The organism is Allobosea sp. 05L423 (assembly GCF_056397745.1).
The window spans coordinates 323,116-339,885 of sequence record NZ_JBFTOA010000005.1; the positions used below are offsets into that span (position 1 = coordinate 323,116).

At 67.4% G+C, this 16,770-nt stretch carries 16 protein-coding genes; 12 read left to right on the forward strand and 4 right to left on the reverse strand.

All coding sequences use genetic code 11. The annotated features are described in order from the left end of the window. Positions 1-251: 251 nt before the first annotated feature. The 4 genes from AC1DNE_RS15795 (at position 252) to AC1DNE_RS15810 (ending at position 3,738) form a co-directional block, all read left to right on the forward strand. Complete coding sequence (locus tag AC1DNE_RS15795; protein WP_441469459.1) at positions 252-1,196, forward strand: heme/hemin ABC transporter substrate-binding protein; 945 nt, start codon at positions 252-254, stop codon at positions 1,194-1,196. Continuing rightward, positions 1,193-2,299: a FecCD family ABC transporter permease gene (locus tag AC1DNE_RS15800; RefSeq protein ID WP_441469460.1), complete on the forward strand. Its 1,107-nt coding sequence runs from the start codon at positions 1,193-1,195 to the stop codon at positions 2,297-2,299. Before AC1DNE_RS15795 ends, AC1DNE_RS15800 begins: the two co-directional genes overlap by 4 nt. Next, positions 2,292-3,116 carry a heme ABC transporter ATP-binding protein gene (locus AC1DNE_RS15805; RefSeq protein WP_441469461.1) on the forward strand — a complete coding sequence of 275 codons (825 nt, stop codon included), beginning with the start codon at positions 2,292-2,294 and terminating at the stop codon, positions 3,114-3,116. The genes AC1DNE_RS15800 and AC1DNE_RS15805 overlap by 8 nt, the downstream gene beginning before the upstream one ends. A 109-nt stretch (positions 3,117-3,225) precedes the next feature. Continuing rightward, positions 3,226-3,738, forward strand: coding sequence for a L,D-transpeptidase (locus tag AC1DNE_RS15810; protein WP_441469462.1), 513 nt, complete (start codon positions 3,226-3,228; stop codon positions 3,736-3,738). A gap of 4 nt (positions 3,739-3,742) precedes the next feature. Here AC1DNE_RS15810 and AC1DNE_RS15815 read toward each other — a convergent pair whose 3' ends face one another. Then, positions 3,743-4,690, reverse strand: coding sequence for a 2-hydroxyacid dehydrogenase (locus tag AC1DNE_RS15815; protein ID WP_441469463.1), 948 nt, complete (start codon positions 4,688-4,690; stop codon positions 3,743-3,745). 237 nt (positions 4,691-4,927) lie between these two features. Here AC1DNE_RS15815 and AC1DNE_RS15820 point away from each other — a divergent pair, with 237 nt between their 5' ends. Next, on the forward strand, positions 4,928-5,245 hold the full coding sequence (locus AC1DNE_RS15820) for a DUF2853 family protein (RefSeq protein ID WP_441469464.1): 318 nt from the start codon (positions 4,928-4,930) through the stop codon (positions 5,243-5,245). 86 nt (positions 5,246-5,331) lie between these two features. Here the strand turns inward: AC1DNE_RS15820 and AC1DNE_RS15825 are convergent, their stop codons facing one another. Further along, on the reverse strand, positions 5,332-6,636 hold the full coding sequence (locus AC1DNE_RS15825; RefSeq protein WP_441469465.1) for a class I SAM-dependent methyltransferase: 1,305 nt from the start codon (positions 6,634-6,636) through the stop codon (positions 5,332-5,334). Between the two features lie 154 nt (positions 6,637-6,790). Here AC1DNE_RS15825 and AC1DNE_RS15830 point away from each other — a divergent pair, with 154 nt between their 5' ends. Beyond that, on the forward strand, positions 6,791-7,168 hold the full coding sequence (locus AC1DNE_RS15830) for a hypothetical protein (RefSeq protein WP_441469466.1): 378 nt from the start codon (positions 6,791-6,793) through the stop codon (positions 7,166-7,168). Between the two features lie 31 nt (positions 7,169-7,199). Here AC1DNE_RS15830 and AC1DNE_RS15835 read toward each other — a convergent pair whose 3' ends face one another. Next, the gene (locus tag AC1DNE_RS15835; RefSeq protein ID WP_441469467.1) at positions 7,200-7,421 is read right to left on the reverse strand and encodes a DUF1674 domain-containing protein; all 222 of its coding nucleotides are present in this window, start codon (positions 7,419-7,421) and stop codon (positions 7,200-7,202) included. A gap of 183 nt (positions 7,422-7,604) precedes the next feature. Here AC1DNE_RS15835 and htpX point away from each other — a divergent pair, with 183 nt between their 5' ends. From htpX to AC1DNE_RS15860, 5 genes are all read left to right on the forward strand, one after another. Beyond that, a complete protein-coding gene (gene htpX, locus AC1DNE_RS15840) occupies positions 7,605-8,558 on the forward strand; it encodes a zinc metalloprotease HtpX (protein ID WP_441469468.1) in 954 nt (317 codons plus the stop codon). 1 nt (position 8,559) lies between these two features. Beyond that, positions 8,560-9,921, forward strand: a complete 1,362-nt coding sequence (locus AC1DNE_RS15845; RefSeq protein ID WP_441469469.1) for an RsmB/NOP family class I SAM-dependent RNA methyltransferase — start codon at positions 8,560-8,562, stop codon at positions 9,919-9,921. A 120-nt stretch (positions 9,922-10,041) separates the two neighbouring features. Further along, positions 10,042-11,760 (forward strand): heparinase II/III family protein, encoded by a 1,719-nt coding sequence (locus AC1DNE_RS15850; protein WP_476841116.1) that lies wholly within the window; start codon positions 10,042-10,044, stop codon positions 11,758-11,760. Between the two features lie 105 nt (positions 11,761-11,865). After that, positions 11,866-13,458 (forward strand): bifunctional phosphoribosylaminoimidazolecarboxamide formyltransferase/IMP cyclohydrolase, encoded by a 1,593-nt coding sequence (gene purH, locus AC1DNE_RS15855; protein ID WP_476766623.1) that lies wholly within the window; start codon positions 11,866-11,868, stop codon positions 13,456-13,458. 196 nt (positions 13,459-13,654) lie between these two features. Further along, positions 13,655-14,833: a low temperature requirement protein A gene (locus tag AC1DNE_RS15860; protein ID WP_476766624.1), complete on the forward strand. Its 1,179-nt coding sequence runs from the start codon at positions 13,655-13,657 to the stop codon at positions 14,831-14,833. Between the two features lie 89 nt (positions 14,834-14,922). On the opposite strand, the gene AC1DNE_RS15865 is transcribed toward AC1DNE_RS15860, so the two are convergent. Beyond that, on the reverse strand, positions 14,923-15,339 hold the full coding sequence (locus tag AC1DNE_RS15865) for an organic hydroperoxide resistance protein (RefSeq protein WP_476766625.1): 417 nt from the start codon (positions 15,337-15,339) through the stop codon (positions 14,923-14,925). Positions 15,340-15,650: 311 nt separating this feature from the next. Between AC1DNE_RS15865 and AC1DNE_RS15870 the strand changes: the two genes are divergently transcribed. Next, a complete protein-coding gene (locus AC1DNE_RS15870; RefSeq protein WP_476766626.1) occupies positions 15,651-16,694 on the forward strand; it encodes an alpha/beta fold hydrolase in 1,044 nt (347 codons plus the stop codon). Positions 16,695-16,770: the final 76 nt, after the last annotated feature.

Here is a 16,770-nt window from a genome sequence, read left to right on the forward strand (position 1 = left end):
GAGAATGCGCGCCGGGAGCGGCCGCGCGACGACGCGCCGCGACCGAAGCCGGCGGCGCACAGGCGCTGCCCTTGACCCCTTGTAGTAAAGATGAATATCACCGTCAACAATACATCTGGTCAATTCTTGTTTTGAGGAATTAAAAACAAGAATTTACTTTGTATTGAACCATTCTAAACGAGCCGATCTTTTAAATCGGTCTGAATTGCAATGGCCGCAGCCCATCGCTCGCGTCCGAACGGAGTTGCAACATGTCTGGCTCACGCGACCGAGCGATGCATTCCGGTCCCGCGCAACCGAACCGGCGGGAACTGGCGGCCTCGGCCTTGTCATTGCTCGGCCTGGCCGCGCTCGGCTCCTTTGGCCCCGCCCTGGCCCAGGCACCCGAACGCATCGTCGTCGCCGGTGGCGTCATCACCGAGGTGATCTATGCGCTCGGCTTGCAGGATCAGATCGTCGGCGTCGATTCCACCAGCCAGTTCCCGGCCGAGGCGCTGAAGGACAAGGCGAATGTCGGTTACGTCCGCGCGCTGTCGGCCGAGGGCGTCCTCTCGCTGAAGCCCTCGCTGATCATGTTGATCGACGGCGCTGGCCCGCCTGACGCCGTTTCGCTGCTGAACGAATCCGGCGTGAAGATCGCCCGCATCAACGACGGGCTGACCCCGGAAGGCGTCACCACGAAGATCGCCGCAATAGGGGCTGCGATCGGCGCTGCGGCTCCCGCCGAGCGCCTTGCGGCGCAGACCAAGGCCCGGTTCGACGAGTTGGCAACACTGCGCTCCGGCATGACGAAGAAGAAAAGGGTCCTCTTCCTGCTTTCGCTACAGAATGGCCGCGCCCTCGTCGGCGGCCGCAACAGCTCGGCCGATGCGATCATCTCACTGGCGGGCGGCATCAACGTCGCCGATGCGATCGAAGGCTACAAGCCGATGACGGACGAGGCGATCGCCGCAGCCGCGCCCGAGATGGTGCTGATGATGCGCAACAGCAGCGCCCACAACACCACCCCCGACGAACTCTTCGCCATGCCGTCATTCTCCCAGACGCCCGCGGCCAAGGACAAGCGGCTTGTCCATATGGACGGGCTCTATCTGCTCGGCTTCGGCCCGCGCACGCCGATGGCGGCACGCGATCTGATGGCCGCGATTTATCCGGAGGCGGCGATCCCGCCGCTGAAGACGGCCGCCGCCCCGTGACGCTTGCGGCACCCGCCCCCGCTATCGCTTCCAACGCGCTGACGACGCTGATCGCCGGCAGGCGCCGCATCGGCCTGCTGGCCGTCGTCGGCCTCTCCCTGGTCTGCCTGCTGATCGCCATCGTCGCGATCGGCCAGGGCGCCATCTCGATTCCTCCCGGGCGCGTCGCCGAAATCCTGATGGCAAAGCTGACGGGCGACGCCACGCTGCTGGATGGTCGCGATGCGCTCGTCGTACTCAACATCCGCCTGCCGCGCGTACTGCTCGGCCTGCTCGTCGGCGCCGGCCTCGCCATCTCCGGCGCCCTGATGCAGGGCCTGTTCCGCAACCCGCTGGCCGACCCCGGCCTCGTCGGCGTTTCCAGCGGCGCCGCCCTGGCCGCGGCCGCCACCATCGTGCTGGGGGACAGTTTCCTGGCGGGCACTGTGATGAAACTGCCCTTCGCCGCCCTGCCCGTTGGCGCCTTCTGCGGCGGCCTCGTTTCCACGCTGGCGCTCTATGTCATCGCCACGCGCGGCGGCCGGACCTCGGTCGCCACCATGCTGCTGGCCGGCGTCGCGCTCGGTGCGATGGCGAGCGCGCTGACCGGCCTGCTCGCCTTCATGTCGGACGACCGGCAGTTGCGCGACCTGACCTTCTGGTCGCTCGGCAGCCTCGGCGGTGCGAGCTGGACCAAGCTCTCAGTGGTCGCGCCAATCATCCTGCCGCTGCTGCTGACCATGCCGCTGCTGGCGCGCGGATTGAACGGGCTGATGCTCGGCGAGGCCGAGGCCTATCACCTCGGCATCCCCGTCCAGCGCATCAAGGCGCTGGCGATCCTGCTGGTCGCGCTCGCCGTCGGCGCCAGCGTCGCCTCGGCCGGAATGATCGGCTTCGTCGGCATCGTCGTGCCGCATCTGATCCGGCTTTGCGTCGGGCCGGATCACCGGCTGCTGCTGCCGCTTTCGGCACTCGGCGGCGCGATGCTGCTGGTCGGCGCCGACATCGTCGCGCGGCTGATCGTTGTCCCGGCGGAGCTGCCGATCGGCATCGTCACCGCCACGATCGGCGCGCCCTTCTTCCTCTGGCTGCTGCTGCGACGCACGAGCGCTCTCGATGTCTGAAGCGACACCCATCCTCTCCGCCCATGGCGCGAGCTTCGCCGCCAGCGGTCGCCGGCTCGTCGCCGACGCCAACCTGCAGCTCGCCGGGGGCACGACCACGATCCTGATCGGGCCGAACGGCGCGGGAAAATCGACCCTGCTCAAGCTCCTGACCGGCGAGACGAAGCCCGCCAGCGGGGAAATCCGCATGTCCGGCGAGCCGCTGGCGGCGGTGCCACACTGGCGCCTCGCCTGCCAGCGCGCCGTCATGGCCCAGCATGCCCGCCTCGCCTTCCCTTTCAGCGTCTACGAGGTCGCGAGCCTTGGCGTCGACGGCATAGGCCGGGCGCTGACGCGCCAGCGCCGCGAGGCGATCGTCGCAGACAGTCTCGCAGCCGCCGGGGTGATCGACCTTGCCGGCCGGCGCTATCAGACGCTCTCGGGCGGCGAGCAGCAGCGCGTGCAGTTCGCCCGCGTCCTCTGCCAGCTCGAGGCCGGCCGCAGCGTCGCCGAGCGGCAGGTGCTCTTCCTCGACGAGCCGATCGCCAGCCTCGATCTCTGCCATCAGCTGGCCCTGCTCGACATGGCGCGCAGCATCGCGGCCCGCGGCGTCGCGGTGCTGATCGTCCTGCACGACCTCAACCTCGCCGTGACCTATGCCGACCATCTGGTGGTGATGGACCAGGGGCAGATCATCGCGCAGGGGCCGCCGGCGAAGACGTTGGACGACGCCTTGCTACGCCAGGTGTTCAAGGTAGACCTGACCCTGAGCCGGGCGCCCGCCCCGGGCTTGCCGTTCCTGCTGCCGCAGCAGCATCGCTCGCGTCCTGCGGCCTGAATCGCGATTCACCCGCCCTTCATCCTGAATCCGGCTTCACCATATCGCTCAACCCATGCTTCATGACTGAGGACTAAACCCCGTCCACGTCCGAACGGGAGTTTCGACCATGGCCAGATACGCTGCCGCCATCGGCCTCGCCGCAGCCTTGCTGCTGCCGGGCCTGACCAGCGCCGAAGCACGCGACGTCATCGGGCTGCGCGATGATCGCTTTGAGCCCGGCACCATCATCATCCGCACCGGCGAGCGGAAGCTCTATTTCGTCGTCTCTCCCGGCGAGGCTATTCGCTACACCATCGCGGTCGGCAAGGCCGGCAAGCAATGGCGCGGCGTCAAATATGTCGAGGAGATGCAGGTCGACCCGGCCTGGGCTCCGCCGTCCGAGGTCAAGCGCGACAATCCTCGCCTGCCCGACGTCATTCCCGGCGGCTCGCCGCGCAATCCGATGGGTGCGCGCGTCATCGGCCTCGGCCCCGGCGGACAATACGCCATTCACGGCACGAACATGCCGAACACCATCGGCACCGCCGCCTCCTATGGCTGCTTCCGCATGCATAATCAGGACGTGATCGACCTGTACGCCCGCGTCCAGATGGGCACGCCGGTGGTCGTTCTCCCCTGACTTCTCAGATCGTGACGGGCGAGAGCAACGGTTCGCTGGCGAAGAACGCCCGCAGATTGCCGAGCATGACATCCTGCTGCGCCGCTTGAGCCGAGTCCGAGGCGGCCGCGATGTGCGGCGTCAGCACGACATTGTCGAGCGCCTTCAGCCTGTCGGAGACATGCGGCTCGTGCTCGTAGACATCGAGCCCCGCGCCTGCGATCGCGCCGGTCTCCAGCGCCGCGCACAGCGCGCCCTCGTCGACCGCGATGCCGCGCGAGATGTTGACCAGATGCCCGTGCGGCCCCAGCGCCTTCAGCACGGCGGCATCGACGGCATGGCGGTTCTCGGCGCTGGCGCGGGCCGAGACGACGAGGACGTCCGCCCAGTCGGCGAGGCCGAGCAGGCTGTCGTGATAGAGATAGGGCATATCAACGCGCCGGCTGCGATTGTGGTAGCCGATTTCCATCTCGAAGGCCTCGGCGCGGCGCGCGATGCGGCTGCCGATCGCGCCGAGGCCGTAGATGCCGAGCCTGCGCCCTGCCAGCCCCGGCACCGAGGCCATGCGCTGGACGGAATTGCCCTGCCAGCGCCCGGCCCTGACGAAACGGTCGGCCTGCGGGATCTGCCGCGCGGTGGCGAGCAACAGTCCCATCGCGAACTCGGCCACGCCAGTGGCATTGGCCTCTCCGGCATTGGCGAGGGCAATGCCGCGCGCCTTGGCATGGGCACGGTCGACGCCTTCGATCCCGGTGCCATAGCAGCAGATCAGCTTGAGCCTTGGCAGCGCGTCGAGCAGCGCGGCATCGGTGCTGAGGCTTCCCATCGTGAGCAGCGCCTCGGCCTGCTCCGCGCCAGGCGGCAAGGCGTCCGGCGCAGAGCGTTCCATCGGCCCCAGCAGGGTGAAGTTCTCCTTGAGCCGCGCGATCAGGGCCTCCGGCATGCGCGGCACCATCAGTATCGTCGGCTTCATTGCGTTGCTCCAGCGGATGCTGCATCGCAGCACCACGCCGCCGATCGCTCAACCCACATCGGCAAATGCCCCGCCATCCGCTCCACGCATTCCGGGCTTCGACGAAAGACGCATCGAATCGCTCCAAAAGCCGGCAATCACGCGCTTTTTCCCCTCGCCGCCCGAAGGGAACCGCGTTAACCTCCGGCCGCGACACGCAACCGCCCGTGCCACGACGGGCCAGGAAGGGGCAACCAGATGGATCACCTCGCCGACGTGAAGAAGTTCGCCAAGAAGCCACTGAACGATGCTGCCTTCGCCGGAATGTCCAAGGCCTATGCGCTCGTGATGAGCAAGCCCGACACCCGCTACGTCGCCTGCTCGGACCCGGCCGAGGTCGACCGCGTCCGCGAGAATTTCCTGAAGAAGAAACTCGGTCTGAAGTCCGGCGATCTCGACGGCTCGATCAAGGCGATCTGCGAGCATATGAAGGCAGACCGGACCAAATCCCGCCTGACCTTCTACTACCTGCTGGCCGAACATCACGGAAAGCTCGACCTCTTCGTCAAGAAGTAGGTCATGGCCCGGCCCAAGCCGGGCACTCCCACCCGCATATGCAGGGATGAACGGCATGGCCGGCCGTCACGCCGGCCGGGGGCCGCTCAGTCGCGATAAAGGTCTGCGCGCGTCAGCGGTAGGCCCGACGGCCCCTTGCGCCGCTTCGAGACCAGCGTCTGGTTGACCAGCGCCCCGCCGCGCTCGAAGGCGAGCGAGCAGCCGGCGAGATAGAGCAGCCACATCCGCGTCCGCTCCGGGCCGATCTCGGCCTCGGCCTTCGCCTTGTTCGCCGCGAGCCTTTCCCACCATAGCCGCGTCGTGCGCTGATAGTGTTCGCGCCAGCCTTCGACATCGTGGATTTCGAAGCCGTGGCGCTCGAGATTGGCGATCGACATGCCGAGATGGTCGAGCTCACCGCCCGGGAAGATGTAGCGCACCAGCGCACGGTATTCCGCCGGCATCTTGTTGAAGGCCTTCTCGGTCTTCTTGGCGCGCCGCGAGATGCAATGATGCAGATAGAGCCCGCGCGGCCGCAGTAGCCGGTTCACCGCCTGGAAATAGGACGGATGATTGCGGATGCCGACATGCTCGAACATGCCGATCGAGGAGATCTTGTCGAATTCCCCCTCCATCTGGGTGAAGTCCTTGAGATGGAGCGTGACCTTGCCCTGAAGCCCGAGCTTTTCGACCTTCTCGCGCGCCAAGGCGAGCTGTTCCTCCGCCAGCGTCACGCCATGGGCCTCGACGCCGTAATAGCGCGCGGCATGGCAGACCAGCGCGCCCCAGCCGCAGCCGATGTCGAGGAAACGGTCTCCCGGCTTCAGGCGCAGCTTCCGGCAGATCATGTCGAGCTTGTCGCGCTGAGCCCGTTCCAGATCGCCGTGATCCTCGGTGAAATAGGCGCAGGTGTAGACCATCTCCTCGTCGAGGAAGAGCCGGTAGAAATTATTCGAGACGTCGTAATGATAGGCGATGTTGGCCTTGTTGGTGGCCGGGGCGCCGTCACGCGCGATCTCGTCGCCCTTGCGGTGGCTAACGGCGGCCTCGGCCTTTCCGGGCGCAAAGACGAAGCGCCTGATAACGTCGAAGACGGCACTCTTCGGGATGTTGCGCGCGAGCTTGCCGACCTTGCCATCGGGGCGCGCCGCCGCGAGATCGAAGATCGAGCCGTTCTGGATCGAGATGCGGTCGGTGATATGCAGATTGAGCAGCGTGTCGAGCTTGGGCTTGCGGATCAGCGCGGCCGGCACGCCGGCATCGGCGACGGCGATGGCGAGCCCGTCAGAGGGCCAGGAGGCGGGCACGGAGCTGCCGTCCCAGAGCCGGAAGCCGAGCTTCAGTCCGAGCTTGTCATGGGCCTCCGCCAGAAGGCGGCGCAGGGCGGCGAGCCGCTGGTCGTCATTCGTCATGATCGGCTCCTATTGGCTGCCTCCCTCTGGCAGCCGAAAGCAGTTGGCAATCGCCGCCACCTGCAAACGGACCCGACATAAACCATAACGCAGTGAAGTCATGAGGTTTTCGTATCGACGCTGCTAGAAGAGATGCGTTCGAGAGGAAGGTGCCATGAAGCCGAAACTGTTTCTCACGCTCATCATAGCGGCCTCATGCTACCTCATGCAGAATCTCGACGTTTGGGCGCAAACGCCGAACCCCAGCTCACCCCTTGCCGCTCAGTCGGTCGGACGCGGGCAGCCCACACGAATCAACGTAAACTTTCGCATTGAGATCGATGGCGAAGCCGGAGACCTGGCGGCCACCGAGAAGGCTAGAAAAATACTTTACAGCCAGGCGGCGCGGGAATGCTCGGTGCTCACCGCGAGCTTCTCGGGCACGAGTTGCCTCATGGAAAACCTGAACGTCATGTTTCAGAGGGACGGCTCGGTGAACCGGGGTTCGGCATTCCTGAACGGCAACGCCGTGTATCAGCTTCGCGCCGATTGAGGCGACAGAGACTCCCTTTCGCGGTCTCTTCTCAGAAATCGCTGGCGATGCCCTTCACCTCCCAATCGTCGTAACGCACGGGGTCCAGCCCGCCGCGCCCATTGACTTCGCGCTGGCCGGCGATTTCCGCCGCATGGGCGTCGATCGCGGCGCGGCGTGCCTCGGCCTCGGCCAGAGCACGCTTGGCCGCCGGCGAGAGCACCTTCTCCGTCATGGCAGGTGCGGGCGTGGCATCGCTGGCTTTTTCCGGCATGCGGAACATCTCCAAGTTTTTGCCTTTTCGCATTTTCTTCACGCGAACCGGCGTCCACTTCGCTCGAAAATGCTCTTGGCCCGGACTTGCAGGATTGGGCCGATGCCCACCACATAAGGCAGGAAACCGGCATTCGCGAGGGTAATCCGCCCTTTTTTCGTACCGGCAAGCGAAGGGAATACGATGAACTACGTCAGGACCGGCATGCTGATGGCGGGTTTGACCGCGCTGTTTCTCAGCGTCGGCTACCTGCTGGGCGGGAGTAGCGGCATGCTGATCGCGCTGATCTTCGCCGCCGGCACCAATCTCTTCAGCTACTGGAATTCCGACCGGCTGGCGCTCGCCGCCCATAATGCCCAGGAGGTCGATGAGCGCAGCGCGCCCGAGCTCTATGGCATGGTCCGCAACCTCGCCGCCCGCGCCAACATGCCGATGCCGCGGGTCTATCTGATCCAGGAGGACCAGCCCAACGCCTTCGCCACCGGCCGCAACCCCGAGAACGCGGCCGTCGCCGCGACGACAGGCATCCTGCGCACGCTGACCTATGAGGAACTGGCCGGCGTGATGGCGCATGAGCTCGCGCATATCAAGAACCACGACACGCTGACCATGACGATCACCGCGACCTTTGCCGGCGCGATCTCCTCGCTCGTCACCTTCGGCATGTTCTTCGGCTCGCGCGACAACCGCCCGAATTTCATCGTCCAGATCCTGCTGTCGATCCTCGCGCCGATGGCGGCCGCCCTGATCCAGATGGCGATCTCGCGCTCGCGCGAGTACGAGGCTGACAAGCTCGGTGGGCAGATCTGCGGCAATCCGGTCTGGCTCGCCGATGCGCTGGCCAAGATCGCGGCGGGCGTCCAGCACATTCCCAACGAGACAGCCGAGGCCAAGCCTGCTACGGCGCACATGTTCATCATCAATCCCTTGACCGGCGGCGGCATGGATAATCTGTTCTCGACCCACCCCGACACCGGCAACCGCATCGCCGCGCTGATGGAGCAGGCCCGTATCATGGGCGTCGGCACCGGCGCTGCCGGAGCCGGGTTCGCCGCCCAGGCCGGCAACGGCCCCTGGGGCCAGGCCGGCGGCAGCTCTTGGGACAACCCGCCGCACCAGCGCGGGCCCTGGGGCTGAGATGGCCGGTCACGTCCCCTCGCGCCCCCGCCCGCAGGCGGCGGCCCCGAAGCGCGACAATGCGCCCGGCCTCGCGGCGCGCCGCCTCGCCGCGGATGTCATCGACGAGGTGCTGCGCGCCCACGTCGCGCTCGACGAGACCTTCGAGCGGCTGCTGCCGGATTCGGGCCTGGATGCCGCCGATGCCGGGCTCGCCCGCGCTATCGCCGTCACCGCCTTCCGCCGGCTGGGCACGATCCAGCACGCGGTCGATGCCCGCCTTGAACGGGGCAGCCCACAGCGGTCCGGTCTCTTCGAGCCGATCGTGACGGCGGCAGCGGCACAGATTCTCTTCCTCGACGTACCCGACCATGCCGCCGTCGATCTCGCGATTCGGCATCTGCACGAAGACCCGCGCTCGGCCCGTTATGCCGCGTTGGGGAACGCGCTGTTGCGCCGGCTGGTGCGTGAGCGTGACGCGATCCTGGCCGAGACGCAGATGGACGCCTTCCGCGACACACCTGCCTGGCTGGCCGAGAGCTGGCGCGTCGCCTATGGCAAGGATACCGCCGCCGCGATCGCCGCCAGCCATCGCGAGGAGCCGCCGCTCGACATCACCGTCAAGGCCGACCCCGCCCGCTGGGCCGAGGCTCTCGGCGGCATCGCCCTGCCGACGGGCTCGGTCCGGCTGCGCGAGCGGCAGGCCATCGCCGGGCTGCCCGGATACGATGAGGGCGAGTGGTGGGTGCAGGACGCCGCCGCCGCGCTGCCGGTGAAGCTGCTGGCGCCGCAACCCGGCGAGCGCATCGCCGATCTCTGCGCCGCGCCCGGCGGCAAGACCGCCCAGATCGCCGTCGCTGGCGCCGATGTGACGGCATTGGATCGCTCGGCGCCGCGCCTGCGCCGTCTGAAGACCAATCTCGCCCGCCTCGGCCTGACGGCGAATGTCGCCACTGCCGATGCCTCGACCTGGAAGGCCGAACCCTTCGACGCCGTTCTGCTCGACGCGCCCTGCAGCGCGACCGGCACGATCCGCCGCCACCCGGACGTCGCCTGGACCAAGCTGCCGGAGGATCGCGACCGGCTCGCCGGCCTGCAGGCGCGCCTGCTCGATGCGGCCGCCGCCCTGACGAAGCCCGGCGGACGGCTGGTCTACTGCACCTGCTCGCTCGAAGCCGCCGAGGGCGAAGCGCAGATCGCCGCCTTTCTCGTCCGTCATCCCCAGTTTCGTCGTAAACCCGTCGAGGCGGCCGAAATCGGCGGTTTGGCAGAAGCAATCGACGCAAACGGTGATATCCGGACCCTGCCGCACCAGTTGAAGGGCGAATCCCCGCGCCTCTCCGGATGGGCGGGATTTTACGCAAGCCGCCTGATCAGGCTATGACGGGGCAAGGATTCGCGCGCTGGGACGGCGCGGCTCCGCTGGTACTATCCGCGCGGCATCGGGCCGCGCCCGGGGACGGAGCATACGGGGGTTTTGAGCGGCTGGTCTGAGCGACGGGGGTTGGCCCAGGCCGCGATCGGACGGGCGGCGCGGCGGACCCGTGGCCAGTTCGTCGGCGCGACGCGCAAGCTCTGGCCCTTTGGGCGCAGCACCCCGACCCGTCTCCTCTTCGCGCCGCATGATCTGCGCACTGCCGATCCGACGACCGCCGGCGATTTCTACGCCGGCTACTACAGCTTCGCCGGCCGCACCCTGCGCAGCCACGGCGAATCGCCCTTCGATGTCGAGCCGCCGAGCGACGCCTGGGCCGAGGCTCTGTACGGCTTCGGCTGGCTGCGCCACATGCGTGCAGCCGACACCGCGATCGCCCGCGCCAATGCCCGCAGCCTCGTCGAGGATTTCATCGCCAGGCGCCGCGAGCGGCATGACATCGCCCGCCGCCCGGCCGTGGCCGCCCGCCGCCTGATCGCGCTCCTCTCTCACTCGCCTCTCCTGCTGGAAGGTGCCGATCACGTCTTCTACGAGCGCTTCCTGCGCCATGTCGCACGTCTGGCCGACCGTTTGAGCCTCGCGCTTGCCGGCGCTGTGGAAGGGGTCGACCGGCTGAACACGCTGATCGCAGTCACCCTCGCCGCAATCTGCCTCGATGGGCAGGACGCCCGCCGCCGCCGCGCCGAGACGATGCTTTCCGACGAGTTGGACGAACAGATCCTGCCCGATGGCGGCCATCTCTCGCGCAATCCGCGCCTGCTCGTCGAACTTCTCCTCGACCTGCTGCCGCTGCGGGAGACTTTCGCGGCGCGCGGGCTCGAGCCGCCGCGCGGCGTGCTGACCGCGATCGAGCGGATGATGCCGCATTTGCGCCTGTTCCGGCACGGCGACGGTTCACTTGCCCTGTTCAACGGCATGGGCACGACCGCACCCGACCTGATGGCGACGCTCGCGGCCTATGACGATGCGCGCGGCCGCCCGACCGAGCATGCCGCCTATTCCGGCTATAGCCGTCTCGCCGCGGGGCGCAGCGTCGTCGTCGCCGATGCCGGCGCACCGCCGCCCGGCGCCTATTCGATCGAGGCCCATGCCGGCTGCCTCGCCTTCGAATTTTCCAGCGGCGCGCAGCGCATCATCGTCAATTGCGGCGCGAGCCGCTTCGGCCCGCCGGAACTCAGGCTCGCCGCGCGCAGCACCGCCGCCCACTCCGCCCTCGTTCTCGACGATCGCTCCAGTGCGAATTTCGGCATGGTTCTCGGCGAGATGCGGATCGTCTCCGGGCCGCGCGATGTCCGCGTCGCACGCCAGGACGGCGCCGACGGTCCGGAATGGGTCGCGAGCCATGACGGCTACCGCCGCAGCATCGGCGCGCTCCACACCCGCCGCCTCCTGCTCGCCCAGGACGGATCCACGCTTTCGGGCGAGGACGAGGTCGCGCTGAGCGGAATGCGCGAAACGCTGCCGGCCGCGGCCCGCTTTCATCTTCACCCCAATGTCCGTGCCAGCCTCGTCAGGGATGGCAGCGGCGCGCTGCTGGCGCTCGCTTCCGGCGAGGTCTGGAGCTTCGAGGCCGGGGGGCTGCCGATCGTGCTCGAGGAGAGCATCTTCCTGGCCGCTTCGGACGGCAGACGGCGCACGGAGCAGCTCGTCGTCGCCTTCGACGCCGCCGCCGCGCCGCGGATCACCTGGCGCCTCACCCGGATCAGCACCGCCAATCCGCGCGCCGGCAAGACGGTGGCCGCGGCCATTGCCGAACGCGAATCCGCCGAGCCCGCTCCCGACGCGTGACGGTTCTGCGACGCAGAGCTTTGCCTTTCGCGGCGCAGCATGATAGCCCGCGCGCGTCTGCCCAAGAACTGCCTTCCCTGCAATCCAAGCCGGACCAGAACCCCGATGCCGAATGAACTTCGCCGCGTCGAACGCGCTCTCCTTTCCGTTTCCGACAAGACGGGACTGATCGACTTCGCGCGCGCCCTCCACAAGCTCGGCATCGCGCTGGTCTCGACCGGCGGCACCGCCAAGGCGATCGCCGAGGCCGGTCTGCCGGTCAGCGACGTCTCCGACCTCACCGGCTTCCCCGAGATGATGGATGGCCGCGTCAAGACGCTGCATCCGAAGGTCCATGGCGGCCTGCTCGCCATCCGCTCGCATCCCGAGCACCAGGCCTCCATGCTCGGCCACGGCATCCAGCCGATCGACCTGCTGGTCGTGAACCTCTACCCCTTCGAGGCAACGGTCGCAGCCGGCAGATCCTATGACGACTGCATCGAGAACATCGATATCGGCGGCCCGGCGATGATCCGCGCCGCGGCGAAGAACCATCACGACGTCGCCGTGGTGGTCGAGCCGTCCGACTATCCCTCGGTGCTCGCCGACCTGGAGGCGCAGAAGGGCGCGACCACGCTGACGCTGCGCCGCAAGCTCGCGCAGAAGGCCTATGCCCGCACGGCGGCCTATGACGCGGCGATCTCGAACTGGTTCGCCAACGAGCTCGGCGATACCGCCCCGGCCTTCCGCGCGCTCGGCGGCGCGCTCGCCGAGACCATGCGCTATGGCGAGAACCCGCATCAATGGGCTGCCTTCTACCGCACCCCGGAGAATCGCCCGGGCGTCTCGACCGCGCGCCAAGTCCAGGGCAAGCAGCTCTCCTACAACAACATCAACGACACCGATGCGGCCTTCGAATGCGTCGCCGAGTTCGATCCGAAGGCCTCGGCGGCCTGCGTCATCGTCAAGCACGCCAACCCCTGCGGCGTCGCGGCCGGCGCCTCGTTGCTCGAGGCCTATGAGCGTGCGCTCGCCTGCGACCCGGTCTCGGCCTTCGGCGGCATCGTGGCGCTGAACCGCAAGCTCGATGCGGCCGCCGCCAAGAAGATCGTCGAGGTCTTCACCGAGGTCATCATCGCTCCCGACGCTGACGAGGAGGCGATCGCCATGATCGCCGCCAAGAAGAATTTGCGCCTGCTGCTCACCGGCGGCCTGCCGGATGTCCGCGCGCCCGGCCTTGCGCTCCGGACCGTCTCCGGCGGCTTCCTCGCCCAGTCGCGCGACAACGCCGTCGTCGACGACATGGAGCTCAAGGTCGTCACGAAGCGCCAGCCGAGCGAGCGCGAGCTTGCCGATCTGCGCTTCGCTTTCCGCGTCGCCAAGCACGTCAAGTCGAACGCCATCGTCTATGCCAGGGATCTCGCCACGGTCGGCATCGGCGCCGGCCAGATGAGCCGTGTCGATTCCTCGCGCATCGCTGCCTGGAAGGCGGCCGAGGCGGCGAAGGCGGCAGGCGTGGCCGAGAGCCTCGCCAAGGGCTCTGCCGTTGCCTCCGATGCCTTCTTCCCCTTCGCCGACGGCCTGCTCGCGGCGGCGGAAGCGGGCGCCACCGCGGTGATCCAGCCCGGCGGCTCGATGCGCGACGACGAGGTCATCAAGGCAGCCGACGATGCCGGCCTCGCCATGGTCTTCACCGGACACCGCCACTTCCGCCATTGACGGCGGCGGCGGCAGCGGGACAGGCTGGCTGCAAGCTGAAGCCTTTCGGGTCCTCGCACGGTCATCCCGGGCGACCGTAGGGAGACCCGGGATCCATGCCTGAACCTTTGTTGGAAGCCCTCGGGCACTGGATCCCGGATCTCGGCTTGTCCGGGATGGCGGCGAGTGTGGGATCGAAGGTTGAGCGAGGCATGAGATGACGCGAAGCGCCAAACCCGGCGCGCTGCTTAGGGAGCGCGTCGAACACCAGCATGCGAGGGTCGCTTACGTCGAGCTGTTCTTCGACCTGGTCTTCGTCTTCGCCATCACCCAGATCTCGCACACGCTGCTCGAGCATTTCAGCGCGCTCGGGCTGGCCCAGGCCGCCTTTCTGCTCGGTGCCGTCTGGTGGGTCTGGATCTATACGAGCTGGGTGACGAACTGGCTCGACCCCGAACAGGCGCCGGTCAGGCTCATGCTGTTCGTGCTGATGCTGTTCGGTCTCGTCCTGTCCTGCTCGGTGCCGGAAGCCTTCGGATCGAACGGCCTCGCCTTTGCCGGCGCCTATGTCGCGATCCAGCTCGGCCGCTCGCTCTTCACCATGGCGAGCCTGAAGAACGCCTCACCCGCGAATTATCGCAATTTCCAGCGCATCACGATCTGGCTCGCCGTCTCCGCCCTGTTCTGGATCGCCGGCGGGCTGTGCGAAGGCCATCTGCGCTTCGGGCTTTGGATAGTCGCGCTCGGCATCGAATATGCCGGTCCGGCGCTTGGCTTCCACGTCATCGGCCTCGGCCGCTCGCAGACCACTGACTGGAATGTCGAGGGCGGCCACCTCGCCGAGCGTTGCGCGCTCTTCATCATCATCGCGCTGGGTGAATCGATCCTCATCACCGGTGCCACCGCAGCCAAGCTGCCGGTGACCGGCGTCAACGTGACAGCATTCCTGAATTCCTTCGTGAGTTCGGTCGCGATGTGGTGGATCTACTTCCATATCGGCGCCGAGCGCGGCAGCCAGCTCATTGCCCACGCCTCCGACCCCGGCCGGATCGCGCGCATCGCCTATACCTACCTGCACGTACTGCTGGTCGCCGGCATCATCCTCGTGGCGGTCGGCGACGAGTTGGTGATTGCCCATCCGCTCGGCCACACCGACGCCAAGACGGCGATCGCAGTGGCCGCGGGACCGGCCTTCTACTTGCTCGGCAATCTCCTGTTCAAACGGGTGACGGCTGGCTGGTTCCCGCTCTCCCATCTCGTCGGGCTAGGCCTGCTTGCTCTGCTCACGCTCGTATCGGCCGCGCTGCCGCCGCTTGCGTTCAGCCTGGCCGCCACCGCGATCCTGATTGTCGTCGCCGCCTGGGAGGCGATCTCGCTGCGGCCGAAAGAGATCTGAGCCTCTCAGACGATAGACGGCATGAGATCGTCGGCAGGGCAAAAGCGGATAAAGAGGCCAGCCGAGGCTGGCCTCTTCGCGGTCGGCGGCTAGGCGACCCTCAACTCGACATCGATGTTGCCTCGCGTGGCCCTGGAATAGGGGCAGGTCTGGTGCGCCTCCTCCACGAGCTCGCGCGCGAGTTCCGGCGCGAGGCCCGGCAGGCCGACGTTCAGACGTGCCTGCAGGAAATAGGCGCCGTCCGTCGTGCCCAGATCGACCTCGGCATCAACAGCGAGATCGGCCGGCAGGGCGACCTTGCGCTTGCCCGCGGCAAGGCCGATCGCGCCGATGAAACAGGCCGACCAACCGGCGGCAAACAGCTGCTCGGGATTGGTGCCCGCTCCCGAGCTGCCGGGAGGCGACAGCTTGATGTCGAGCCGGCTGTCGGAGCTACGCGAGGCGCCGTCGCGCCCGCCGGTGGTGCGGGTCTTGCCGGTATAGAGAACCTTCTCGATCCTGCTCATGGAAACTCTCCATCTGATGCCGCTCCTGTCGGCGGCTGGCGAGCGAGGGCTTCTCAAGCCGACATGTCCGGTTTGTTTTGCGGATCGGCCCATCTGCAAGGAAACGTCGGCTTTCGCCGCCGCGATACAGTGCGATACAATGACCTTCCGGCAGCGCTCGCCCGCCGCCGCGGATGGCGGACGGTTTGTATCCGTTCGTATCGGAGGCACCGGTCTCTACGCAGGCTTGCAAATCCGACGCTGGCGGACACAGCGCGGATACAGCGGACAGGCTCACTCCCCTTGCTATCCACGCAATCAGGAACAGAACCATGTCGGAACAGATCGATCAGCCCCGCCGCAGCTTCCTGAGCACACTGGCGCTCGGAGCCGCCTTTGCACAGCTGGGCGCCGTGAGCGGCGCCAGCGCCCAGACTCGCTCGCCCTCCCCGGCGGCTGCCGGAGCCGGCCAGCACACGAGCTTCGCCGCGCTGAAGCAGATCGACGCCGGCGTTCTCAACGTCGGATACGCCGAGGACGGCCCGGCGGACGGCCCGCCGGTGCTGCTGCTGCATGGCTGGCCTTACGACATTCACAGCTATGTCGATGTCGCCCCGATCCTGGCGAAGGCCGGATACCGGGTGATCGTGCCGTATCTGCGCGGCTATGGCAGCACCCGCTTCCTCTCGGCCGCGACCGCGCGCAACGGCCAGCAGGCGGCACTGGCAACCGACATCATCGCCTTCATGGATGCGCTGAAGATCGAGAAGGCCGTGATCGCCGCCTATGACTGGGGCGCGCGGACCGCCAACATCGTCGCCGCGCTCTGGCCCGAGCGCTGCAAGGCGATGGTCTCGGTCAGCGGCTACCTCATCGGCAGCCAGGAGTTGAACAAGGCGCCGCTGCCGCCCAAGGCCGAGCTGCAATGGTGGTACCAGTACTACTTCGCCACCGAGCGAGGCGCGGCCGGCTACGCCAAGTACACCCATGACTTCGCCCGCCTGATCTGGGAGCTCGCCTCGCCGCAGTGGAAGTTCGACGACGCCACCTTCGCGCGTTCGGCGGCGGCCTTCGACAATCCCGACCATGTCGCGATCTCCATCCACAACTACCGCTGGCGGCTCGGCCTGGCGCAGGGCGAAGCGCAGTTCGACGCGTTGGAACAGAAGCTCGCCACCTTCCCGAGCATCGGCGTGCCGACGATCACCATCGAGGGCGACGCCAATGGCGCGCCGCATCCCGAACCCGCGGCCTATGCCAGGCGCTTTACCGGCAAGTACGAGCACCGGCTGTTCAAGGGCGGCATCGGCCACAACCCGCCGCAGGAGGCGCCGCTGGAGTTTGCCCGGGCGGTGATCGACGCCGACAAGCTTTGAGGAACTGCGAGGGAGGCGTCGAGCGCCTCCCGTTTCTGTCTCCCGTCCGATCTCTCTTGTGAAAGCGGTCCCCTCG